The 21,493-nt window shown below is 45.6% G+C and carries 21 protein-coding genes; 15 read left to right on the top strand and 6 right to left on the bottom strand.

Annotated elements, in window-relative coordinates; genetic code table 11:
• Window positions 1-92: 92 nt before the first annotated feature.
• The 12 genes from A2X74_RS01535 to A2X74_RS01480 all read left to right on the top strand — a co-directional run bounded on the left by A2X74_RS01535 (window position 93) and on the right by A2X74_RS01480 (window position 11,414).
• Window positions 93-1,394, top strand: a complete 1,302-nt coding sequence (locus A2X74_RS01535; protein WP_293627726.1) for a TAXI family TRAP transporter solute-binding subunit — start codon at window positions 93-95, stop codon at window positions 1,392-1,394.
• Between the two features lie 29 nt (window positions 1,395-1,423).
• The gene (locus A2X74_RS01530; RefSeq protein ID WP_293627724.1) at window positions 1,424-2,179 is read left to right on the top strand and encodes a 2OG-Fe dioxygenase family protein; all 756 of its coding nucleotides are present in this window, start codon (window positions 1,424-1,426) and stop codon (window positions 2,177-2,179) included.
• A gap of 5 nt (window positions 2,180-2,184) precedes the next feature.
• Complete coding sequence (locus tag A2X74_RS01525) at window positions 2,185-3,426, top strand: MFS transporter (protein WP_293627722.1); 1,242 nt, start codon at window positions 2,185-2,187, stop codon at window positions 3,424-3,426.
• Window positions 3,427-3,448: 22 nt separating this feature from the next.
• A complete protein-coding gene (locus tag A2X74_RS01520) occupies window positions 3,449-5,875 on the top strand; it encodes a heavy metal translocating P-type ATPase (protein WP_293627720.1) in 2,427 nt (808 codons plus the stop codon).
• A 9-nt stretch (window positions 5,876-5,884) separates the two neighbouring features.
• On the top strand, window positions 5,885-6,055 hold the full coding sequence (ccoS, locus tag A2X74_RS01515) for a cbb3-type cytochrome oxidase assembly protein CcoS (RefSeq protein ID WP_293627718.1): 171 nt from the start codon (window positions 5,885-5,887) through the stop codon (window positions 6,053-6,055).
• A 179-nt stretch (window positions 6,056-6,234) separates the two neighbouring features.
• A complete protein-coding gene (ccoN, locus tag A2X74_RS01510; protein WP_293627716.1) occupies window positions 6,235-7,677 on the top strand; it encodes a cytochrome-c oxidase, cbb3-type subunit I in 1,443 nt (480 codons plus the stop codon).
• Window positions 7,678-7,687: 10 nt separating this feature from the next.
• Entirely contained in the window at window positions 7,688-8,338 is a 651-nt protein-coding gene (ccoO, locus tag A2X74_RS01505; RefSeq protein WP_293627714.1) for a cytochrome-c oxidase, cbb3-type subunit II, read from the top strand.
• A gap of 45 nt (window positions 8,339-8,383) precedes the next feature.
• Window positions 8,384-8,542 (top strand): CcoQ/FixQ family Cbb3-type cytochrome c oxidase assembly chaperone, encoded by a 159-nt coding sequence (locus A2X74_RS01500; RefSeq protein ID WP_197712926.1) that lies wholly within the window; start codon window positions 8,384-8,386, stop codon window positions 8,540-8,542.
• Complete coding sequence (gene ccoP, locus A2X74_RS01495; RefSeq protein ID WP_293627712.1) at window positions 8,539-9,462, top strand: cytochrome-c oxidase, cbb3-type subunit III; 924 nt, start codon at window positions 8,539-8,541, stop codon at window positions 9,460-9,462. Before A2X74_RS01500 ends, ccoP begins: the two co-directional genes overlap by 4 nt.
• A gap of 3 nt (window positions 9,463-9,465) precedes the next feature.
• Entirely contained in the window at window positions 9,466-10,923 is a 1,458-nt protein-coding gene (gene ccoG, locus A2X74_RS01490; protein ID WP_293627710.1) for a cytochrome c oxidase accessory protein CcoG, read from the top strand.
• Window positions 10,924-10,953: 30 nt separating this feature from the next.
• Complete coding sequence (locus A2X74_RS01485) at window positions 10,954-11,157, top strand: FixH family protein (protein WP_174221124.1); 204 nt, start codon at window positions 10,954-10,956, stop codon at window positions 11,155-11,157.
• Window positions 11,154-11,414, top strand: coding sequence for a hypothetical protein (locus A2X74_RS01480; protein WP_215386427.1), 261 nt, complete (start codon window positions 11,154-11,156; stop codon window positions 11,412-11,414). The genes A2X74_RS01485 and A2X74_RS01480 overlap by 4 nt, the downstream gene beginning before the upstream one ends.
• Before the next feature lie 9 nt (window positions 11,415-11,423).
• Here A2X74_RS01480 and A2X74_RS01475 read toward each other — a convergent pair whose 3' ends face one another.
• On the bottom strand, window positions 11,424-12,182 hold the full coding sequence (locus tag A2X74_RS01475) for a helix-turn-helix domain-containing protein (protein ID WP_293627703.1): 759 nt from the start codon (window positions 12,180-12,182) through the stop codon (window positions 11,424-11,426).
• Window positions 12,183-12,263: 81 nt separating this feature from the next.
• On the opposite strand from A2X74_RS01475, the gene A2X74_RS01470 reads away from it, so the two are divergent.
• On the top strand, window positions 12,264-12,995 hold the full coding sequence (locus tag A2X74_RS01470) for a sulfite exporter TauE/SafE family protein (RefSeq protein WP_293627701.1): 732 nt from the start codon (window positions 12,264-12,266) through the stop codon (window positions 12,993-12,995).
• Here the strand turns inward: A2X74_RS01470 and A2X74_RS01465 are convergent.
• Together A2X74_RS01465 and A2X74_RS01460 are read right to left on the bottom strand one after the other, a co-directional pair.
• Window positions 12,988-14,625, bottom strand: coding sequence for a SulP family inorganic anion transporter (locus tag A2X74_RS01465; RefSeq protein WP_293627699.1), 1,638 nt, complete (start codon window positions 14,623-14,625; stop codon window positions 12,988-12,990). The two genes, A2X74_RS01470 and A2X74_RS01465, sit on opposite strands and share 8 nt — an antisense overlap.
• Window positions 14,626-14,638: 13 nt before the next feature.
• Entirely contained in the window at window positions 14,639-15,040 is a 402-nt protein-coding gene (locus A2X74_RS01460; protein ID WP_293627697.1) for a DUF2177 family protein, read from the bottom strand.
• Between the two features lie 88 nt (window positions 15,041-15,128).
• Between A2X74_RS01460 and A2X74_RS01455 the strand changes: the two genes are divergently transcribed.
• The gene (locus A2X74_RS01455) at window positions 15,129-15,569 is read left to right on the top strand and encodes a universal stress protein (protein ID WP_293627695.1); all 441 of its coding nucleotides are present in this window, start codon (window positions 15,129-15,131) and stop codon (window positions 15,567-15,569) included.
• A gap of 93 nt (window positions 15,570-15,662) precedes the next feature.
• Here the strand turns inward: A2X74_RS01455 and A2X74_RS01450 are convergent, their stop codons facing one another.
• Window positions 15,663-17,123: a M23 family metallopeptidase gene (locus A2X74_RS01450; RefSeq protein WP_293627693.1), complete on the bottom strand. Its 1,461-nt coding sequence runs from the start codon at window positions 17,121-17,123 to the stop codon at window positions 15,663-15,665.
• Between the two features lie 71 nt (window positions 17,124-17,194).
• Complete coding sequence (locus A2X74_RS01445; RefSeq protein ID WP_293627691.1) at window positions 17,195-18,121, bottom strand: 3-hydroxyacyl-CoA dehydrogenase NAD-binding domain-containing protein; 927 nt, start codon at window positions 18,119-18,121, stop codon at window positions 17,195-17,197.
• A 116-nt stretch (window positions 18,122-18,237) separates the two neighbouring features.
• On the opposite strand from A2X74_RS01445, the gene A2X74_RS01440 reads away from it, so the two are divergent.
• Entirely contained in the window at window positions 18,238-19,371 is a 1,134-nt protein-coding gene (locus A2X74_RS01440; RefSeq protein WP_293627689.1) for a mandelate racemase/muconate lactonizing enzyme family protein, read from the top strand.
• 76 nt (window positions 19,372-19,447) lie between these two features.
• Here A2X74_RS01440 and A2X74_RS01435 read toward each other — a convergent pair whose 3' ends face one another.
• A complete protein-coding gene (locus A2X74_RS01435) occupies window positions 19,448-21,460 on the bottom strand; it encodes a TRAP transporter fused permease subunit (protein ID WP_293627687.1) in 2,013 nt (670 codons plus the stop codon).
• Between the last annotated feature and the right edge of the window lie 33 nt (window positions 21,461-21,493).

Here is a 21,493-nt window from a genome sequence, read left to right as displayed (position 1 = left end):
AGATTCATCTTATCCTAAATGAATCGGGATGAATTCATTCCGCTCTTGATCTGTGGGCTCGGGGCATAATGGCAAAAACAAGAAGAATTCTTATGGACTTCATACGCAAAAATATCTATAACCCTATCGCATTCGGCGTAGCCTTTTTAGTACTGGTGGCGATACTTTTTGCCACCTTGTGGGTTTTGGTGCCACCACCCCCCAGGTCCATCGAATTGGCAACAGGCTTTCCTACTGGCTTGTATCAGCAGTTTGGTGAAAGACTTCAGAAAGAGCTTGCTGAGGAAAGAATTTCTCTGCGCTTGAGAACCACTGGTGGCACAAGTGATAACTTGGCCTTATTAAATGATCCGCATTCAGGTATCGATTTTGCAATGGTTCAAGGTGGAGTGGCAGATTTATCTCAACATCCCAACCTGGTTTCTATTGCAGGACTGTTTTATGAGCCTGTATGGGTTTGGTATCGAGAGGCTAGTTTTCCTAACGAGGCTGGTCGCTTGGGTCTGCTGAGTCAACTGAAAGGCAAGCGCGTCTCCATCGGCAATGAAGGAAGTGGCACCTTAAATTTAGCCTCGAAATTGCTGGAGGTAAGCGGAATCGGTATGAACGATATTCGCGCTGAAAAGCTCAAGCCACTGGAGGCATTAGAAAAGTTCAAAAAAGGGGAGTTGGACGCCATTTTTTTAGTGAGCGCTGCTGAAGCACCTTTACTTAAAAATTTTTACGAAACTCCCGGCATCCGCTTAATGAGTTTTGAGCAGGCTGAAGCTTATGTTCATTTATTCCCATTTCTTTCTAAGGTAACAGTCCCGCGTGGAGTGGTCAGTATTGCGTATGACTTGCCTCGCCAAGATATTCAGGTCTTGGCAGCAACAGCTACTTTGGTAGGTAAGGAGGGCATCAGTCCTGCTTTGGTGACATTATTGCTTGGCGACACTTACGATATTTTGAAGTCCTATGCCTATTTACAAAAGCCAGGAGAGTTTCCATCGGGCACCGGGCTTGATTTTCCTTTGCATGTGGATGCAGAAATCTATATGAAGGACGGACCTTCTTTATTGCATCGCCATTTACCTTTCTGGACTGCAGTCTGGATTGGGCGATTTGCAAAAATCGTTATCCCACTGTTAGTGATTTTTATTCCCTTGTTTACCTATATTCCTGCAGCCAAGAATTTGTTATTGCGACTCAAGTTATCTAGAGTTTATGAAGAGCTAAAGGTGATAGAGAAAAATGCCGCTAATCCAGACCTGAAGGAAAAGAACTTTAAGGAATTGGCGGATATTGAGAGAAGGGTGGGCAATATCAAGGTGTCCATGCTGGACGCAAAAGAGCTATACGACTTAAAGGGGCATGTAGGAGAGGTGCGTGGCCGTTTGAATTTGCATTCCTAAGTTGATTGCTAAACGCCTAAAATAAGCCTATGAATCTCTCAAGCCTGTTGCCCCCGCTGACTCCCGTCAAAGAGTTGCCCCAATCTTTGCGAGAGCAGGGTTATGCAGTCCTATCCGCACAGGATGTGGCGAAAATAGCCCATGTGGATCTAGAGCAGCTCTTAAGTCTCAACCAGTTTTGGGAAGGTTTGCCACGTGATCCGTATCTAAAAGATGGTGGGCGCTATCGATTTCGACGCCATTCAAGCTTCGAGATAAAGGGTGGCAGTCTGGCTATAGTGCCGCATCGTGCCCATTGGCAGTCTGTTGACTACAACGCCTTGCATGGCGGTATCGAGCGTTGGTTTGAACCCTCGCAGGCTCAGCTCACGAATAATCCTGCCTGGCAATCTCTTTTGTTGGGACTGGCCCATATTCTGAATGGAGTAAAGCAGGTCAATACCTGGTTTGTTGAAGCGCATCAATTTCGGATTGATACGACTGATGGAATTGGCCGCCCAACTCCCGAAGGTGCGCATCGTGATGGCGTGGATTTTGTAGCTGTCTTTTTGCTCAATCGAGTTGGCATTAAGGGTGGTGAGACTCGCATTTTTGATGCAAATGGTTCTGCTGGTTTGAGATTTACACTTTCTGAACCTTGGTCTTTATTGCTCATGAATGATGAGCGCATGATTCATGAGTCGACTCCCATTCAGCCCTTAGGTCCTCACGGCTATAGGGATACTCTTGTTCTCACTTTCCGTTCGAATGGCTTCCAGGATTCACCAGGTCGTAGTCAGCAATAAGCCCTATGCGCTTTAAACCTACCGGTTACACCCCTTTCATGCTGATGGCGCAAACCTGTGCATTACTAGGTTTCGCTTGCTACGCTGTCGTGTTAACAACATTGCAAGATGAATGGCATCTCAGTAATTTGCAGTCAGGTTTAATTGCGAGCGCTTTTTTCTTCGGCTATATGCTGATGGTTCCCTTGGCAACAGCGTTGACAGATCGTGTCGATGCAAAAAAAGTCTATCTTGTAGGTGGTCTTTTAGCTACCTGTGGATTACTTGGCATGGGGATCCTTGCTTATAACTTCTGGACTGCCCTGATCTTTATGGCGATTAATGGGGCTGGTTTAGCGGGCACCTATATGCCTGGCTTAAAGATTCTTTCTGATCGCATTAAGACTGGAGAGTTGAGCCGCCACATTGCTTTTTATACCGCGTTCTTTGGTATTGGTACTGGCTTTTCATATCTTTGCTCAGGCTGGATATTGGATGGCTTAGGTTGGCGTTATGTTTTTGGAATCATTGCCTTAGGTCCATTTATCGCATTATTGATTGTGCTGATATTTATCCCTGCACTCACTCATGAAAAATGGCATGGCCCTATTCATATTCGATTGCATGATATTTTTCCGGTGGAAAAATGGCGCTTAGTTTTGCAAGACAAAACAGCTTCAGGATTTATTTTTGGTTACACCGTACATTCGATTGAACTATTTGCTTCTCGTAGCTGGTTGGTTGCCTTTTTTGCTTTCTGTGCAATCACGACTGGCGACTCTTTTCTCTTAACCGCTACCACCCTTGCTGGTGTCATTAACTTTTTTGGTGTTCCAGCATCCATTACCGGAAATGAGATTGCCTTAAGAATAGGGCGTCAAAAATGGATTTTCATTGTCATGCTCACTAGTGCAGCATTTGGTATGGCGCTGGCTTTATCAACCGGACAATCTTGGTGGTTAATTGTTGCTTTGGCCACGGGGCACGCGATTTTTATTATGGCTGACTCCGCCACTTTAACTGCGGGTTTGGTGGTGAGTGCGCAAGAAAATATTAAAGGTGCTGCAATGGGCCTCCATTCTTTAATGGGTTTTGGTGGCGGTTTGTTGGGTCCGGCGATTTTTGGATTTGTGCTTGATTTAACAGGTTCACGTAGCTCGCAAATTGCTTGGGTCTGGGCATATTTCGCTATCGTGATCTGGGGTGTTCTATTTGTTCTATATGAACGCCGCAATGGCTGGGTAAGCAAGTCCTTTACTCGCAATTAATGACATATTCATGAGCTCTAGCATGCCAAGTAATAGCTGCTATCACTGTGGAAGTTTTATTCTTCCGGATGACTCTTATGAAATTGAATTGGGAGGGGTCAGCAGAAAATTCTGTTGTGCTGGTTGCATGGCAATTGCGCAAACTATTCATGGTGAAGGTTTGGAAGTGTTCTATGCACGTCGTGCACAGTCAAGTGATAAGCCTGCCGCTTACCTTGCTTCCAATGAAATTCCAGACAGCCTTACTCCTTATGACGATCCCTCTTTGTTGGTAAGATACACTCGACCCAGTGGTGAGGAGGGTAATCTAGAAACGACTTTGCGACTTGAGAAGATTCGCTGTGCTGCTTGTGTATGGTTATGTGAGCAACATCTCAGGCGCATTCCTGGCGTGAAAGATGTGCAGATTAATTACGTAAGTCAAAAGGTCAAGGCAGAGTTTTCTCCTGAGCAAACCAGCTTAGCGCGTTTGCTATTTGAAGTGGAGCGCATTGGTTACGAGGCTTGGCCATTTGAGCCTTCACTGTCAATTGAAAAATCCAAGAAAGAACGCCGTCAGTTGCTGACGAGACTAGGCGTTGCTTTATTAGGCATGATGCAAGTCATGATGTATGCCTGGCCAACATACGTAGGTGATAGTGATATTACCGCTGAGTATGACCTCTTGCTGGGTTGGACTAGTTGGGCTCTCACTGTTCCAGTGATGGTGTATTCAGCTGGTCCGATTTTTCAGGCTGCATGGCGAAGCGTTGCCTCATTTCGTCAGACGCATATGTTGGGCATGGATGTTCCTATTGCCCTAGCTTTAGCTCTAGCATTTTCTGCTGGTACCGTGAACCTTGCTACCGGCTCAGGTCAAGGCTACTTTGACTCCATCACCATGTTTGTTGCCTTTATCTTGGCGGCACGTTATGTAGAGTTATTAGCACGTCAAGATGCGCAGGGTGGGGCAGAGGCTTTAGCAAAACAGTTGCCCGCCACTTGTGAGAGGTTGCCCAACTATCCCGCATCTCAGCAAGTAGAGATTGTTCCGGTTATTAATTGCAACCCTGGTGAGGTGCTTCGTGTTCCACCTGGTGATGTGGTCCCAGCTGATGGCATATTGATTGAATGCGAGAGCGCTTTAGATGAGTCACTGCTGACTGGCGAATCAAAACCCATTGATAAAAAGATTGGTGATCGTGTGTATGCAGGTACGCACAATATTCTGAATCCCATGCTCATGAGAATTGATGCGGTAGGTCAATCAACTCGTATCGCAGGCATTGCTTCATTACTGGATCAAGCATTACAAGCGAAGCCTTTGATGCTTAGTCTGGCAGAGAAGTGGGCTGGATACTTTGTTGGTTTCTTATTAATCGTGGCATTTCTGTCTTCTGCAATTTGGTGGTATGTCGATCCCAGCAGAGCGTGGACAGTTTTAGTTTCAGTTCTCGTTGCTAGTTGTCCATGCGCTTTATCGCTTGCCGTTCCAACAGCCATGGCTGCAGCCCAAGGTGCCGTAACCAAATTGGGTTTATTAATTGTGCGCGGCCATGTACTGGAAGGTTTGGTCAAAACTACCGACTTGGTCTTGGATAAGACTGGCACTCTCACCATGGGGCAGCCAGAATTAAAAGAGGTGCTGATTGCGCGCTCAGAGTTTTCTAGAGCAGATGTACTGGGTATTGCCGCATCAATGGAGGCTGGGCAAAAACATCCTCTGGCACTTTCTTTGTTGCGTGCAGCTGAAACTGAAAATTGCCCACTGAAAAACTTAGCTGAGCCTGTTACCAATCAATTGGGTAAAGGCTTGAGCTCCGGTTTATATCGATTGGGAGGTGCGGCATGGGTAGGTGCTCAACAGATTGCGCAAGAAGGGCAATATGGGCAAGTGCATCTGGCTGATGACAAAGGATTGATTGCAAGCTTTTTGTTCTTAGATACTCCGAGAGCGGGGCTCGAGAAATTATTGGCTGCTGCAAAATCTCGCAAGATCACCGTGCATTTGGTTTCTGGAGATGATCCTGCAACAGTGTCATGGTGGGCTCATCACGTTGGGATTGATCGCTTCCAAGGCGCTTGCTCACCAGAAGATAAATATCACTACATTGAGCGTTTGCAAAAAGAAGGCCATTTTGTTTGGGCGATTGGAGATGGCATTAACGACGCACCTCTATTAGCAAAAGCAGATGTTTCGATTGCGGTTGGTGCAGGCGCACCGCTTGCAACCGCAGGTGCAGATGCAATTTTGACGGCGAGCTCCTTGGCTCCTCTAGCCAAATCTCTATTGCTGGCAGACAAAACTCAAATGATTATTAAAGAAAACTTGATTTGGGCTCTGGTTTACAACCTCTTGGCTATTCCGGCGGCCATGATGGGCTGGGTCAATCCCTGGATTGCGGGTATCGGCATGTCCTTGTCTTCCCTGGCAGTCACATTGAACGCCTGGCGACTCAGAAAGGCCTAGACTATAGGGATGGAAAGTCTTTTTCTCTTAATCCCCATTTCATTGCTCTTAATTGGTCTTTTGGCCTGGATTTTCTTCTGGTCTGTGAAGGCAGGTCAGTTTGATGATTTAGAGGGGCCGGGTGAGGCGATTTTGATGGATGACGATACGCCTAAATCTAAAAATGTTAGTGATAACTAACTAAAAAATCTATATTTATCAATTAGTTAGCAATTACGCCTTAATACAGCAGTTTCTGTAAATCGTAAATGCAGGCATCCTTTTTGACATAGATCAAAACACACCCTCGACCTTACTTTGATAATGACAGCAGTCTATTTGGATTATGTCGCTGTTTGGTCACAAAAAAAGGAGAGACCATGGGAATTACCGTGGGGAGCAATCAAGATACCTTCAATTACAAGGTTGTCAGCCAATTTGCCATCGTTACGGTACTTTGGGGAATTGTGGGCATGCTCGTGGGGGTTATCCTCGCTGCGCAGCTCATTTGGCCTGATATCACACTCAATATCCCTTGGTTAAGCTATGGTCGTTTACGTCCTTTGCATACCAATGCGGTAATTTTCGCATTTGGTGGATCGGCCTTATTTGCGACTTCTTATTACATTGTGCAGCGCACTTGTCAGGCACGACTTTTTTGTGACAAGTTAGCTGCTTTCACTTTCTGGGGCTGGCAGTTGGTTATTGTTTTGGCGGCCATTACATTGCCTTTGGGTTATTCAACTTCAAAGGAATATGCTGAATTAGAGTGGCCAATTGATGTGCTCATTACATTAGTTTGGGTAGCTTATGCAGTAGTGTTCTTCGGCACCATCATGAAGCGCAAAACAAAACATATTTATGTTTCCAATTGGTTCTTCGGTGCCTACATTCTGACCATTGCAATTCTGCATATTTTTAATAACTTAGAAATGCCAGCAAGCCTGTGGAAATCTTATTCTGCATATGCTGGTGTGCAAGATGCCATGGTTCAGTGGTGGTATGGCCATAATGCGGTTGGCTTCTTCCTCACCACCAGCTTCTTGGGCATGATGTACTACTTCATTCCTAAGCAAGCAGAGCGTCCAATCTACTCATATCGTTTGTCCATCGTTCACTTCTGGGCTTTGAACTTCACATACATGTGGGCGGGTCCTCACCATTTACAACATACTTCCCTGCCAGACTGGACTCAGTCATTGGGAACCGTGTTCTCCATTATTTTATTGGCCCCATCATGGGGCGGCATGATTAACGGCATCATGACTTTATCTGGCGCTTGGTTTAAATTGCGCACCGATCCAATCTTGAAATTCTTGGTAGTAGCACTGTCTTTCTACGGTATGTCTACGTTTGAAGGCTCAATGATGTCGATCAAGACTGTAAATAGTTTGTCCCATTACACAGACTGGACTATTGGCCACGTTCACTCAGGCGCTCTTGGATGGGTTGCCATGATTACGATCGGCTCTTTGTACTATTTGATCCCACGTTTAGTTGGTCAAAAGGATATGTACAGCACACGCTTAATTGAAGTGCATTTCTGGATCGCTACGATCGGTGTTGTTCTGTATATCGCTGCGATGTGGATTGCTGGAGTGATGCAAGGTCTAATGTGGAGAGCTTTTGAGCCAGACGGAACTTTGACATACAGCTTCGTTGAATCTGTAAAAGCAACATTCCCCTTCTACGTAATTCGTTTATTAGGTGGCCTCTGTTACTTGAGTGGCATGTTCTTAATGGCCTACAACGTTTATAAGACAGTGATTGGTAAGACATTCGTGAATGCCTCAATTCCACAAACATCTGCAACTGCTCACTAAGGAGAAGAAAATGTCTAATGAAAATAAATTCTTTTCCCACGGAACGCTTGAGAAAAACGTCGGTTGGTTAATTATTGCCACGATTATTGTGGTTTCGATTGCTGGCTTGGTGCAAATTGTTCCATTGTTCTTTCAGCACACGACCACTGAACCAAGTCCTGGCGTAGCGCCATATACAGCATTGCGTTTAGCTGGCCGTGACGTATATCAGCGTGAAGGTTGTGTTGGTTGCCACTCACAACAGATTCGTACACTGCGTTCTGAAGTCGAGCGTTACGGTCCTTATTCTTTAGCTGGTGAGTCAGTATTTGATCATCCATTCTTGTGGGGTAGTAAGCGTACCGGTCCTGATTTAGCTCGTGTTGGTGCTCGCTATTCTGATGATTGGCATCGTATTCACCTACGTAATCCGCGTGATGTGGTGCCTGAGTCCAATATGCCTGGATATCCTTGGTTGCAGAAAAATGCTGCTGATGCCTCCTCTATTCAGTCTCATATGCTTGCAATGCGTCGTTTGGGTGTTCCTTACACCGATGAAATGATTGCAGAAGCTCCTAAAGAGTTGGAAGGCAAGACCGAAGAAGATGCTTTGATTGCTTACCTTCAAGGTTTGGGTGTCAATCGTCGCTACATCATGGTTGATGAAGTGGTAACGAAGTAATCACCAAGGTTATTAATTTAAAACTATATAAATCAAATGGAACAGATCACAGCCTATCTCTCCGCTTTTTCAACAGTAATTGGACTCGTCTTCTTCGTTGGGATTGTTTGGTGGGCCTGGTCGCCTGGCAGAAAGTCAGCCAATGAAGAATCGGCAGAGCTTCCATTTGATCTTCCAGATGAATTTAGTAAGGACAAATCATGAGTGACTTTTTTAATAGCGGTTGGAGTAATTACATCGCGCTTGTTTCATTAGTCGGTATTGTTTGGTGTATTTGGTTACTAGCTTCGCAGCGCAAAGCTAAGGTAATCCATACAGAAGATGGCGCAGTAGCGGATACTGGCCATGTCTGGGATGGAAATTTGCGTGAACTGAACAATCCGCTGCCACGCTGGTGGGCTTGGATGTTCTTGTTATCTTGTTTCTTTGCGCTGGGTTACTTGGTTCTGTTCCCAGGTTTAGGCTCATTTCCAGGTGTAGTTGGTTATACAACTGATGGCGCTTTAATGAGCTCTATGACAGAGGCCAACGATGAATTAAAGCCGGTCTACGCGAAATACGTGAAGATGGATATTGAGCAAGTTGCTGCTGATCCAAAAGCACGCGAGATGGGTCAACGTTTGTTCTTGAATTCCTGCGCTCAGTGCCATGGTTCAGATGCGGGTGGTGCAAAAGGCTTCCCGAATTTAACTGACAAGGACTGGCTCTATGGCGGTTCCCCAGAAAATATCAAAACTACATTGATTAATGGTCGCGCTGGTGTAATGCCTCCATTCCCACAGCTTGATAGTAAGCAAATCGTGGATGTAGCTAATTATGTTCGTAGCCTTTCAGGTTTACCATCGGATGACTTGAAGGCTGCTCGTGGCGCAGAAGTATTTAAGGCCAATTGTGTGGCCTGTCACGGTGCAGATGGTAAAGGTAATATTGTTTTAGGTGCCCCTAACTTGACTGATAAAACCTGGTTGTACGGTGGTTCAGAGGCAGCGATTGTTGAGACTGTCACCAAGGGCCGCATGGCGATGATGCCAGCTCAAGACAAAGTGTTGAGTCCAGAGAAGATTCATCTCTTGACGGCTTATGTTTGGGGTTTATCTAACAATAAGACTGCAGCAGCTAAGTAATCAGTGTCAGATAATTCGCCGGTTGGGAAGCCTATTCCTATAGATGTTATCGAGGAATCTCTTTATGAGGTCCGGCGAAAGATTTACCCGCGTTCTGTTACTGGGCTATTCGCCCGCTGGCGCATCATTTTGGTTGTTGCAACTCAGTTGCTGTTTTATGGCCTTCCATGGATTAGTTGGAATGATCGCCAAGCAGTACTCTTTGATTTAATTCAGCGTAAGTTCTATATCTTTGGCCTCGTGTTGTGGCCGCAGGATGTGATCTATCTCACGCTCCTGTTAATTCTTTCCGCACTTGCGCTATTTCTCTTTACTGCAATTGCTGGTCGTTTATTTTGTGGTTACGCTTGTCCACAAACTGTCTATACCGAAATCTTTATGTGGATCGAGCGCAAGGTTGAAGGTGATCGATTTGCCCGCATTCGCTTGGATGGGGAGGAGTGGCCTTGGAGTATTCGTAAGTGGCGCCTCAAGATCACGAAGCATTTCTTGTGGCTCCTGATCGCCTTCTGGACTGGCTTTACCTTTATTGGCTACTTCACCCCAATTGAAACCTTAGGTACTGCTATTCTGCATTTTTCGCTTGGCCCATGGCAAACCTTCTGGCTATGTTTTTATAGCTTTGCAACCTGGGGTAATGCTGGCTTCATGCGCGAGCAAGTTTGCAAATACATGTGCCCATATGCACGCTTTCAGAGCGTGATGGTGGATAAAGACACCTTCCTTGTGACCTACGATAAAGTGCGTGGCGAGCCAAGAGGTAGTCGCAGTAAGTCAGTTGATCATACGACCTTGGGCTTAGGTGATTGTGTTGATTGCAGTATTTGCGTGCAAGTCTGCCCAACTGGTATTGATATTCGTGATGGCCTTCAATACATGTGTATTGGTTGCGGGGCATGTATTGATGCTTGCGATCAAGTGATGGAGAAGGTGGATTATCCAAAAGGCTTAATTCGGTATACGACCGAGCGAGCCATTGAGGATAAAGAGACCAATCAAAGTGCGATACGCCATATCTTGCGTCCCCGCGTATTGATTTATATTGCATTTATTACAGTGCTGACCAGTGCTTTCTTAATTTCCCTGGTAACCCGAAACCCATTGCGGGTGGATGTGATGCGGGACCGTGGCGCACTGGCTAGGGAGGTTGATGGGGTTCGGATTGAGAACATTTACCGTATTCAGATCATGAACGCCTCAGAAAATAATATGAACGTGCAAGTTAAGGCAACAGGCTTGGATGACCTAAAAATCCTGAATTCCCAGGGACAAGTTGTTACTGAAATTGAAGTGGGGCCTGCCAGCAATCTGCTGATTCCGGTTAAAGTAAGTACTACGGTTGGAGTGCACGAGCCTGGTAATTACCCAATTCATTTTGATGTAATTGGTCATGAGATGTCGGGTAATGAATTGATTACCAGGACGCGTGATGAAAAATCAAGCTTTATTGTTCCCCGCTAAGCTAGATAGCGAAAGATGGAGAGGATGAATATGTCAGAACACGAAATAAATAAGCCTTGGTTTAAACAGCTCTGGCCATGGCTACTGATTAGCGGCCCTGCTGTGGCGGCTATTGGTTGTGTGATCACTATTTATTTGGCTGTAAACCTTTACTCAGATAAGCCGGTCCGTGATGGCGTAGTCAAGCGTGGACTCAAGGTTGAGCAGCTTAAAGTAGACCAGGATCGTAAATGAAGTACCGCCTATTCATTTGGATTATGTGGCCATCATTTTTGGTCTCGATCCTGGCTGAGGGCTTGCTCTTTAGTATTGTGCATCCCTCTGAACTTTTATTCTTTGGCCATCACCCTAATATTTCAGATGAAGGTATTTACACCATCGGATTTTTTATCATCTGGATATTTTGCTCATTCTCCAGCGCTTTAACTGCTTATATTCTGCCGGGCATCAGCGAGGACACTAGTAAAGAGTCAGATCAGGGTTTGATTTAAGCCTGGTATTTAAGCGCTAATTGGCTTGAGTTGAAGTGCGCGGTCTGGGTTGGGAATACTGGCCAATTCATAAAGCCCATCCATATCTATCAGTTTGATATGACGCTGCTTAATTTGAATCAAGCCTGATTCAGCAAAGCGTGAGAGCATGCGGCTAACCGTTTCAATCTGAATTCCCAAGTAACTACCAATCTCTACGCGACTCATGCGTAAATCAAATTCATTGTTTTGATAACCACGAGCGGCTAGGCGTTGAGAAAGATTCAATAAGAATGCTGCTAAACGCTCTTCAGCACGCAAGCTGCCGAGCGAGAGTAGGTGACGTTGATCTTGCGTGAGTTCACGGCTTAGAATGCGGTGAAACTGCTTTTGCAGTACTGGAATTTGGCGTGCTAAATCTTCAAATGCTTCATAGCGAATGATGCAGACTTCGCTTTCTTCTAGGGCAATGGCCTCAGATTGATAGCTACCTTCACCAATACCATCCAGCCCCAAGATTTCGCCAGGTAAATGAAAGCCAATTACCTGTTGACGTCCATCTTCGAGACCATATTCAGTCTTGAGAGTCCCATAACGTACGCTGTACACCGCAGAGAGTGGGTCTCCATGACGGTAGAGGCTTTCACCTTTTTGTAGGTGGACACGTTCTTTGACGAGGGTGTCAATCTTGGCAATATCACTCGGACTGATTCCGACTGGCAGACAAAACTGACCCAGTACACAGACTGAGCATTTGCTACTAGGGACATCTGAGTTGGTGTAATTCATATTGGATCAAGTTACCAGTTCAGTTTATTCTACTCGGATAATGTGCAATTTCAATATTTCTATGCAGCGCTGGATGCCTAAATGCTGACTACTAGCCTTTTGCTGGCGGTATTTTTGGGGGCTTTGGTCAGTGGATGGCATTGCGCCTTAATGTGTGGCGGTATAGCTGCGGCAATTGAGCGCCAAGGCAATACGCAGGGGGCGACCTACATCCCATTGCAAAGTAAGTCTGAGCTTTTTCATCTCCAGCTCATCATGCACCTTGGACGTTTGACGACCTATGTTTTGCTAGGCGCTGTTGCAGGGTGGGTAGGCGCCGTACTGTGGCAGCAAAACGTAGTGCCTATTCAGCGACCTCTATTCGCTTTGACTTCACTGATTTTGCTAGTAATGGGCTTGCGTCTTTTGCGACAGAGATCGAATAGTCCCTTATTGGTCGGCAAGTGGCTTGGTGCACGGATGGCTAGCTATTGGGCTAAATATTTAGGGAGTTTCACGGGTCGTTCATCTCGCTGGTTTAGCGGAATGGTGTGGGGTCTGGTTCCTTGCGGCTTGGTCTATAGCGTTTTACCACTAGCCTTTTTGTCTGGAGATGTCTTGACGGGTGCCGCACTTATGCTGGCATTTGGATTGGGCACCTTACCCAACCTCTTATTGATATCTAAATTCTCAGCTGCTTTGACGCAGTTTGGGCAATATGTTTGGGTGAGATATATCGCTGCAGGTCTGCTATTGTCCGCAGGAATTTTCGGCCTTTATCGTGCTTGGTATTTGCCGGAAGCTTTGCTAAAAGGTGGTTTCTGTATCAGCTGACGTGACTGACTGCAGTGCGAATGCCTTGCTGCAGGTCAGCTTGGATGTAATCCTGAGGCACTCTATCAAATAGGCCTCCACGCACTGCCATATCATAGGGTTGATGTACTAGACCACAAATCACGAGCTTGACACCCTTGGATTTGCAAACGCTCTCAAGCTCAAGCAGGGCATCCATTCCGGAGACGTCGATATAGATCACATTCTTCATGTCCAAGACTAAAACTTGTGAAGGTAATTCCTTTTCGATATTTTCTAGAAGCTTGACTGCCCCAAAAAAGATGGCGCCATAGATTCTGAAAACAGCAATTTTTCCTTGATGTGTTTGTAGTTCTGGAAAATCGATTGCACTTGCCGACTCATAGCGAGATAGGCTGGAGATGCGATAGATGAAAGTAATGAAGGCCAATAACAGGCCCACCTGTATTGCAACAGTGAGATCCAAGATGATGGTTAGGAAAAACACGCTCAACATTGTTAAGCGATAAGGCATGCGGAATTGCTTGAGATCAGCAAACTTTCTCCACTCACCCATATTCCAAGCAACAAACATGAGAATCGCAGCTAGACTAGCTAAAGGAATATTGGTTGCAAGTGGAGCTCCAAATAAAACAATCACCAGCAATGTCAAGGCATGAACTATGCCGGCAATCGGTGTGCTAGCGCCACTCTGGATGTTGGTAACTGTTCTTGCAATTGTTCCTGTTGCTGGCATGCCACCAAAAAATGGAGTGACTAAATTAGCTACTCCCTGCGCCATCAGCTCCTGGTTAGAATTGTGGCGATCATGAATCAGTCCATCGGCAATGCGTGCACATAGCAACGATTCAATGGCCCCAAGCACGGCTAATGTGATAGCTGGCGCAATGACAAACTGTGCAGTACTCCAGCTCACTGGAATCCATTCAAAGCTAGGTAGTCCTGATGGTATACCGCCAAAACGACTGCCAATGGTGTCGACAGGCAGGTTAAATATGCTGGTGATGATGGTGGCAACAGTCATTGCAATGACTGTTGCTGGGATATGGCTTAGGTGTCCAAGACGTTTCTGAAAAGTTCTCCAAGCAATTAAAAGAGCTAAGCTGCCTATGGACAACATAAGGGCAATGGGATTTACTGTATCAGCGGCAGCATACAAAGCTTCGATTGCTTGAAAAAATTCAGCAGGCATCTTGGTAATTTGTAGACCAAAAAACTCTTTGACTTGAGAAAGACCAATTAAGACGGCGATACCATTGGTAAATCCAATAATGACGGCAATTGGAATAAAGCGAATTAAAGTCCCAAGTCGAAAGAGTCCCATCAAAAATAAGAACACCCCAGACATGGCAGTTGCCAACAGCAAATTAGCAAGACCGTAATGCTCAACAATGCCGTAAACGATGACAATGAAAGCGCCCGCTGGCCCACCAATTTGTACGCGACTACCTCCTAATACAGAAATGAGTCCGCCAGCAATAATCGCTGTGAAAATGCCTGCTTCTGGTTTGAGTCCACTGGCAATTGCAAAGGCCATTGCTAAAGGTAGCGCAACTACACCGACCGTGATGCCCGCCAATATATCTTTACTAAAAAGGGCGCCGTTATAGCCCTTAAAGGAATCAAGTAGTTTTGGGTGAAATAGATTCATGGGAAAAAGATTTTCAGGCTATCTTACTACCAAGCCAGTAGGCTAGAGCGCAGGATGCCGCGGTTACCGCTGAGCCCCAAACGATATCCACAAATGCCAGTCGCATAGGGAAGTCACGGATGACGGCAAGATTGGTGAGATCGTAAGTCATATAGCAAAAGAAACCAAATAGGGCGCCATATTGCACCGCATATAAGAAAGACTGTTTTGAAATTGCTGGAAGAATGACAAAAATAGATGCACCAAGCGCATAGAGTAAATAGAAGCCAAGCCCAGCTAATAGCTTGGGCTCGCTGGCCATGAGCGAGCCCATGTCATCGCGATAGAGATTTTTGGCGATACCAAGAAGCCAAATGAAATCAATGATGACGAATGACATTAGAAATGAAAAATATACCGCTAAATACTTGAGCAATTCAGTTTCCTTTTTATGCTTTTATACGAGAGTATTAAGGATTATGATGGAATGAAAGCCATTGAGGCTTAATTTAACAGGAGTCAATATGTTCAAGCACTTATTAGTACCGGTTGATGGTTCGGATATCAGTAAAAAGTCCTTAAAAAGGGTCGCTGAGCTTGCTAAGGCGGATAAGGCCGCAGTGACATTGGTTTATGTATCTGATCCAATGCCGCCGATGGTGTATTCCGATAGCACCATGGGGTATGGCATCTCTCTAAAAGAGCATAAAAAGGTATGTGATGCATTTGCAGCGGATATCCTGAAAAAGTCAGCAGTTGCATTGGGTGCCGCTATTAAGGCTAATACCCTGCATATTGCCAATAGCAACCTATCTGAAGGTATTTTGGATGGTGCCAAGAAAGCCAAAGCCGATGTCATCGTGATGGCCTCTCATAAACGCACTGGTATTAAGAGTGTTTTATTGGGTAGCGAAACACATGAGGTGATTGTGCACTCCAAGTTGCCAGTATTAGTTATCGGCTGATATCGATAGCGTCAAACAAAAGGGTCCATTTGGACCCTTTTTTATATTCATTTTTATTTGCAAAAAATTAATCTACTAAATAAATTCACTAAATTAATTTAATACAGGTGTTCCTAGCAATAGAATTTCTCTGGTAAGTAAGCCGCTATCGCTATCGCGCATATTCCATAAATCTAATTGTGTTTTTGAGGCGTAGGGATCGACATAGACCCCATCTTTTCTTAATTCAAAGTGAAGATGGGGTCCAGTAGAGCGACCAGTTGATCCAACATAGCCAATCTCTAAACCGCGTCGGACTTCGTTGCCCACTTGTAACTCAACGTTGTAGGCGCTTAAATGCGCATAGTAGGTGCGATAGTTTCCAGGGTGTTCGATGATGATCAGGTTGCCAAACGCGCCGCTATAGCCTAGATGCACTACCTTGCCTGTGGCTACACTAAAAACTGGCGTGCCTTTTGGCGCTGAATAATCAATGCCCATATGAGTTCGATAGCGCTGTTTAGGTGCTGCTACAGGTGCACCATTCTTGGACGGCGCCGCTTTTTTGCTGGATGCTCGCACGCTGCCGACACCTCTGGATATGCGTCGATAGCTTAAGGGGTTAGTCCAAAAAGTGCGCTCAATAGATTCCCCGCTAGCGGTATAAAAACCACCCGGAATATCATTCCGCTCAACCCAAAATGCGCTTGAAAAGACTTCGCCACTTGCTGGGTCAATAATTTCCGCAGCCCAAATTTGTGCCCAGCGCTCTTTATCGCCAAAGTCCACAATCAGTCGAACAACGCTATTGGTATTTTCAAGCGCATTATTTTCTTCTGGATAAATTTGCTTGATGACCGAGTTCAGTTCCCAAACCAGTTCAACTGGTAATTTATCGCCTACTTTTTTAGGGTCATACAAAACATCGCTCAGTGGTAATTGAATCTCTGTAAAGCGTTTGGACTCATCCCTGAGGTAGTCTTGTTGAATCAAGAAGCTACCAGCTGCCGAAGGTGTAAAAGTCCAAATCTCCGTCTTAGCATCTTGTATGGGGCCATTCATGATGCTGAGGGATTCAAAGCGATTGCGACTTCCCAGGGCTAGAGCGTAAGGAATGCAATTGCCACGCATTCGATCAAAAAACCCTTTGGTTTGCGATTTAAAAAAATCATTCAAGTTGCTATCGTCTAAGCCTAAATTGGCTGGGAGATTTTCTTCGTTATAGCTGCGACGTAGACAGCCACGCTGTACGCGGTAATCTAGGTTTGCGATATCTTGATTATTGGGTGCTCCCTCAATTCGTTTGAATAACTCGGGATTTAAACTCATACTTTTGGAGGACTGACTTAAAGAGTCATTCTTCACTTGAAGCCCGGCCTGCTTGCTTTTTGGTACTACAGCCTTTTGCTTGACTTGAGGCACTTTGCTGGCCTTACTGTTTTGGCTAGTAGTTTGCGCCAGAGCGCTAGAGACGAGCTCTACCCCTGGCAGTTGAATAAACCCTAGAAGGGCAAACCCAGTTACTTTGATTACCCTTTTTAAAAACAGGGGCCATTCACAGACTTTTTTCTTCACTCATCAATTATCCAATATTGTTGCCAAAGATCTACGTGTTTTGGAATATGCTGTGCCGCAACAATATCGACTTAATTGAGTTCGGGGGCTATTTTGAGCACCTCAAACGCTGCTTTGAGGCGCATTTCATAGACTTGCTTCATCTCCCTTGCTTCTTCTGGTGACCACTCTCTAAAACCTGCGCCCTTGGCCATACCCGTATTTCCGCTACTCACTAGATCCATGACCCAAGCAGGTGGCTTGGTAATGTTGGAGAGGGAAGGGTAGATTACCTCTGCAGCTAGTGCCATACCCTCCCATCCGGAAATTTCTTTTTGAGTCATTGGACCAACTGCTGCGTAACGAAAGCCAAAGCTATAGCGCACCGCAGTGTCAATATCATCTGGCGTGGCGATTCCTTCTTGAACCAGAGAGAGTGCTTCGCGCATTAAGGCATGCTGAATTCGGTTAGCCAGAAATCCCGGGATATCACGCTTGACCAACACGGGTTTTTTGCCATGGGCGCGATAGAGGCTGCAAACCTGCTCTGCCATTTGAGTATCTGATGCTGTGCCCAATACCACTTCCACCAAGGGAACGATATGGGCAGGCATGAAGTAGTGGGTATTGAACATGCGGTGGCTTGTTGGAAGACCTTGCGCAATATCGCTGATGGGGAAACCTGAGCTATTGCTACCAATCGGAATGCTGGGTGGTACACGCTGATCAAGTTCGCTAAATATTGCTTGTTTAAGTTCAAGACGCTCAGAGATAGTTTCAATAATGAGATCGGTATTGTCCCAATCCGACCAGTCTGCAATGGTGCCGGCAATGAGTTGCGCACGGCTTTCTCGCCATGTTGGATTAATAGAGTCGGCACATGCCTCCACTTTGGGAAGGCTCAGTTTTGCTTTCTCAAGATCTCTGCCCAGCAAAATCGTGTTGGCACCAAATGCCAGAAAGCCGGCAGCAATACCCACGCCCATGGTACCTGTGCCTATCACAATGACTTTACTCATAACTTTCCCAAATTTGTAAATGATGCATGTTAATTAGCGACCCATTATTCCTTATTTATGGGCCGTCATACATCCCTAATTATGGCTACAATAATTTTTTGAATACAGGAGCCCTCATGCCCATTATTGAGTCAGTATCAGTAGCTGCAGTAGCAGTGCCTCTAGATAAGGTCACCTCTTTTTCCACGCGCACAGTTTCAGAGCGCCACTACTGCTTAGTCAAGGTGCGTGGTAAGGATGGTAATGAAGGTATTGGCTTTTGCTACGTTGGTAGTGCTGGCGGGGATATTGCCAAGATTGCGGTAGAGCAATTACTGGCCCCAAAACTGATTGGTCAAAATAGTCATCGCAGCGAAGGCTTGTGGATGGATATGTATAACGAGTCTATTTTGCAGGGGCGTGCTGGCGCAGTCATGCGTGGCATCTCCATTTTGGATACCGCACTTTGGGATTTAAATGCCCGCGCCGCAAAATTACCTCTTCACCATTATTTGGGCTCAGTTGTAGATGACCGTGTGCCGGCTTATGCCAGTGGTGGATATTATTTAGATGGTAAAACACCTGCCAAGCTGGGTAAGGAGATGGAGTCTTACGTTAAACAGGGTTTTAAGGCCGTCAAAATGAAGGTGGGGCGCCTATCCCCAAGAGAAGAAGAGGCACGTGTTAAGGCTGCTCGTAAGGCTGTAGGCGAGGATGTTTTGCTGACCTTGGATGCCAATAATGCTTGGCGTGATCTGCCAACTGCTCTGGAATACATCCGTCGCTTTGAGGCTTACAACCCTTACTGGATTGAGGAGCCATTTTCACCAGATGCGATTGACCTGCATGCGGCGCTGGCACGCCAAACTAAGATCAACGTCGCTACCGGCGAGATGGAGGCTGGACGCTGGCGTTTTAGGGAGTTGATTGATGCTGGCGGTGCAGCTATTTTGCAATCGGATGCAGCGGTGTGTGGCGGCATTACCGAATGGCGTCGTATTTCAGCCTATGCAGATTTAAAAGGGGTGATTGTTTGCCCGCATTGGATGCATGACCTACATGCGCCTTTAGTGGCCGCAACTCCTAATGCCCGCTTTGTGGAATTTTTCTTGGATGATCAGGTCTTGAACTTCCGTAGATTAATTAACAAACAGCTGGCCTTTAAGAACGGCGATTTAATTCTGCATAAAACCCCAGGATTGGGTTTTGAGTTTGATGAGGCTGCAGTTAAAAAGTATGCCGGTAAAGCGGTCTGGACTAAGATTGCCTAATGTAATTAGTAGCTTGCTAGAAAATAAAAAATCCCGCACATAATGCGGGATTTTTTATTGTTTGATGACGTTTAGTTTACGGCGAAATTCTTCGAAGGCGACGGTTTCTGAGCGCTTGCGTGATGAGCACAATACCAAATCCTGCAAAGCCTAATAAATCAGCTTCATTTGCGGGGTAGGCGAGAGCAACACCTGAAGCCACCATCACCACTCGCTCAAATATATTGGTTTTTTCAATAAACCAACCCTGCAATCCGCCTGCAAGACAAATCACGCCCATGACTGCAGTAAAGGAGATCCAGGCAATTTGACTCCAATCCGCTTGGGCTAATGCAGTGGTTGATCCCATTAATAAAAGGCTCACACCAGATTTATCTAAAACAAACATAAATGGCACCAAGATGGCGGGGGCAACATACTTCCAGGTTTGAAGTGTTGTCTTGTAAGGATTGCCTTTACAAATTGCTGCCGCCGCAAATGGCGAGAGGGCTGTTGGAGGGGAAACCTCAGAAAGTACAGCGTAGTAGAAGATGAACATATGCGCCGCAAAATCAGGTACACCCAAGTTGATTAGGGCAGGAGCGGCAATCACAGCGCAAATAATGTATGACGCCGTAACTGGCACTGCAAGACCAACCACCCAGACAACCAAGCCGGTAAAAATCGCAGTTAGCAGTAGCGAGCCGCCAGCATACTGAATCACAATAGCGCTAAATTTCAGTCCTAAGCCCGTTAAGGTAACTGTACCCACAATCAGACCAGCGCCAGCACAAGTAGCAGCGATTGCTAACACCCCAGTTGAACCAGCAGCAAGAGATTTTGTTAGGTTGGATTGATAAAGGCCAGACCAAAACGGCTCTTTACCTCTAAACCAGGCCCATGGAATGATGGCGGTATCTTCACGCAACATACTTGAAAAAGCCGACACGATTGTTGCAGCAAAGACAGACATGATTGGTGAGAATCCCATCATCATGAATACAACGATGGAGATTAGAGAGAAAAAGTGGAACCAGTATTTTTTGGTTAATTGCCAGGCGGTTTCAGCTGCCTTGAATTGCAGGTTCTTCATTCCATATTTACGAACATCAATTTCTACCATGACAAATAAGCCAAGGTAAAACAAGATGGTTGGTATGGTAGCCATCAGTAACACATCTAAATACGATATTTTGAGGAAGTCAGCGATCAAGAATGCTGCCGCCCCTAGAACTGGCGGAGAAATGATGGCGCCTAAACCACCTGCAGCCAGTAAGCCGCCCGCCGCATTTTTTTCGTAGCCTACTTTTTCTAGCATGGGAGCTGCTACAGAGCCAACGGTAACAGTGGTTGCAACACCAGAACCAGATGGTCCTCCTAATAGGAATGATGACATCACAATAGTTCTGCCAACACCAGAGGATTTGCCACCCATAGCTGCAAACGAAAAATCAATAAAGAATTTACCTGCGCCAGTGAACTGCAAGAAGGCGCCAAAAATTGTGAAGAGGATAATTAGGGTTGCTGACACGTCTACTGCGGTGCCATAAATACCTTCAAGCGTCATGTACATGTAGCCCACTAAACGATCAAGATCGTAGCCTTTATGGGTCCATGGAGCGGGAAGGTAATTGCCATATAAAGCGTACAAGAGGAATAGAACAGTTACCGTAACTAGAATTAGGCCGTTGGTTCTTCGTACTGCTTCGAGAATCATGAGGATTAGGCAAATCCCCACAAAAACATCAAATTGGGTTGGAAATGTATTTCTGTCAAACAAGTCATCTGCATTACTCAGCATGTAATACGCAATTAATAGCGAGCCAACTGCAAATATGACATCCCACCACATGAGTCGGTTCTTAAAGCGAGATGCAATGGGGAAGCTTAAAAAGATCAAAAAGAGTACAAGAGCAACGTGAATAACCCGTAACTCTTGAGTTGGAACAATTGAATATGCTGCATAGAGATGAAAGAGAGACATCCCCACCGCCACCAGGGTAATAAATTTTGCTAGCAATCCTTTGTAGTCATTGGAATCACCTTCCTCTTCCTTAATGAAGGCGTCTAGCTTGGCTTGAGTCTCGTTGTCTATTACGTTTTGAGTCATGTCTCTACTTATATTTTTTATTGGGGTTGCAAA

The organism is Polynucleobacter sp. GWA2_45_21 (genome assembly GCF_001830325.1).
Classification (GTDB): Bacteria; Pseudomonadota; Gammaproteobacteria; order Burkholderiales; family Burkholderiaceae; genus Polynucleobacter.
Note: the sequence above shows the minus strand (reverse complement) of the source record. Positions and strands in the feature narration are given on the sequence as shown.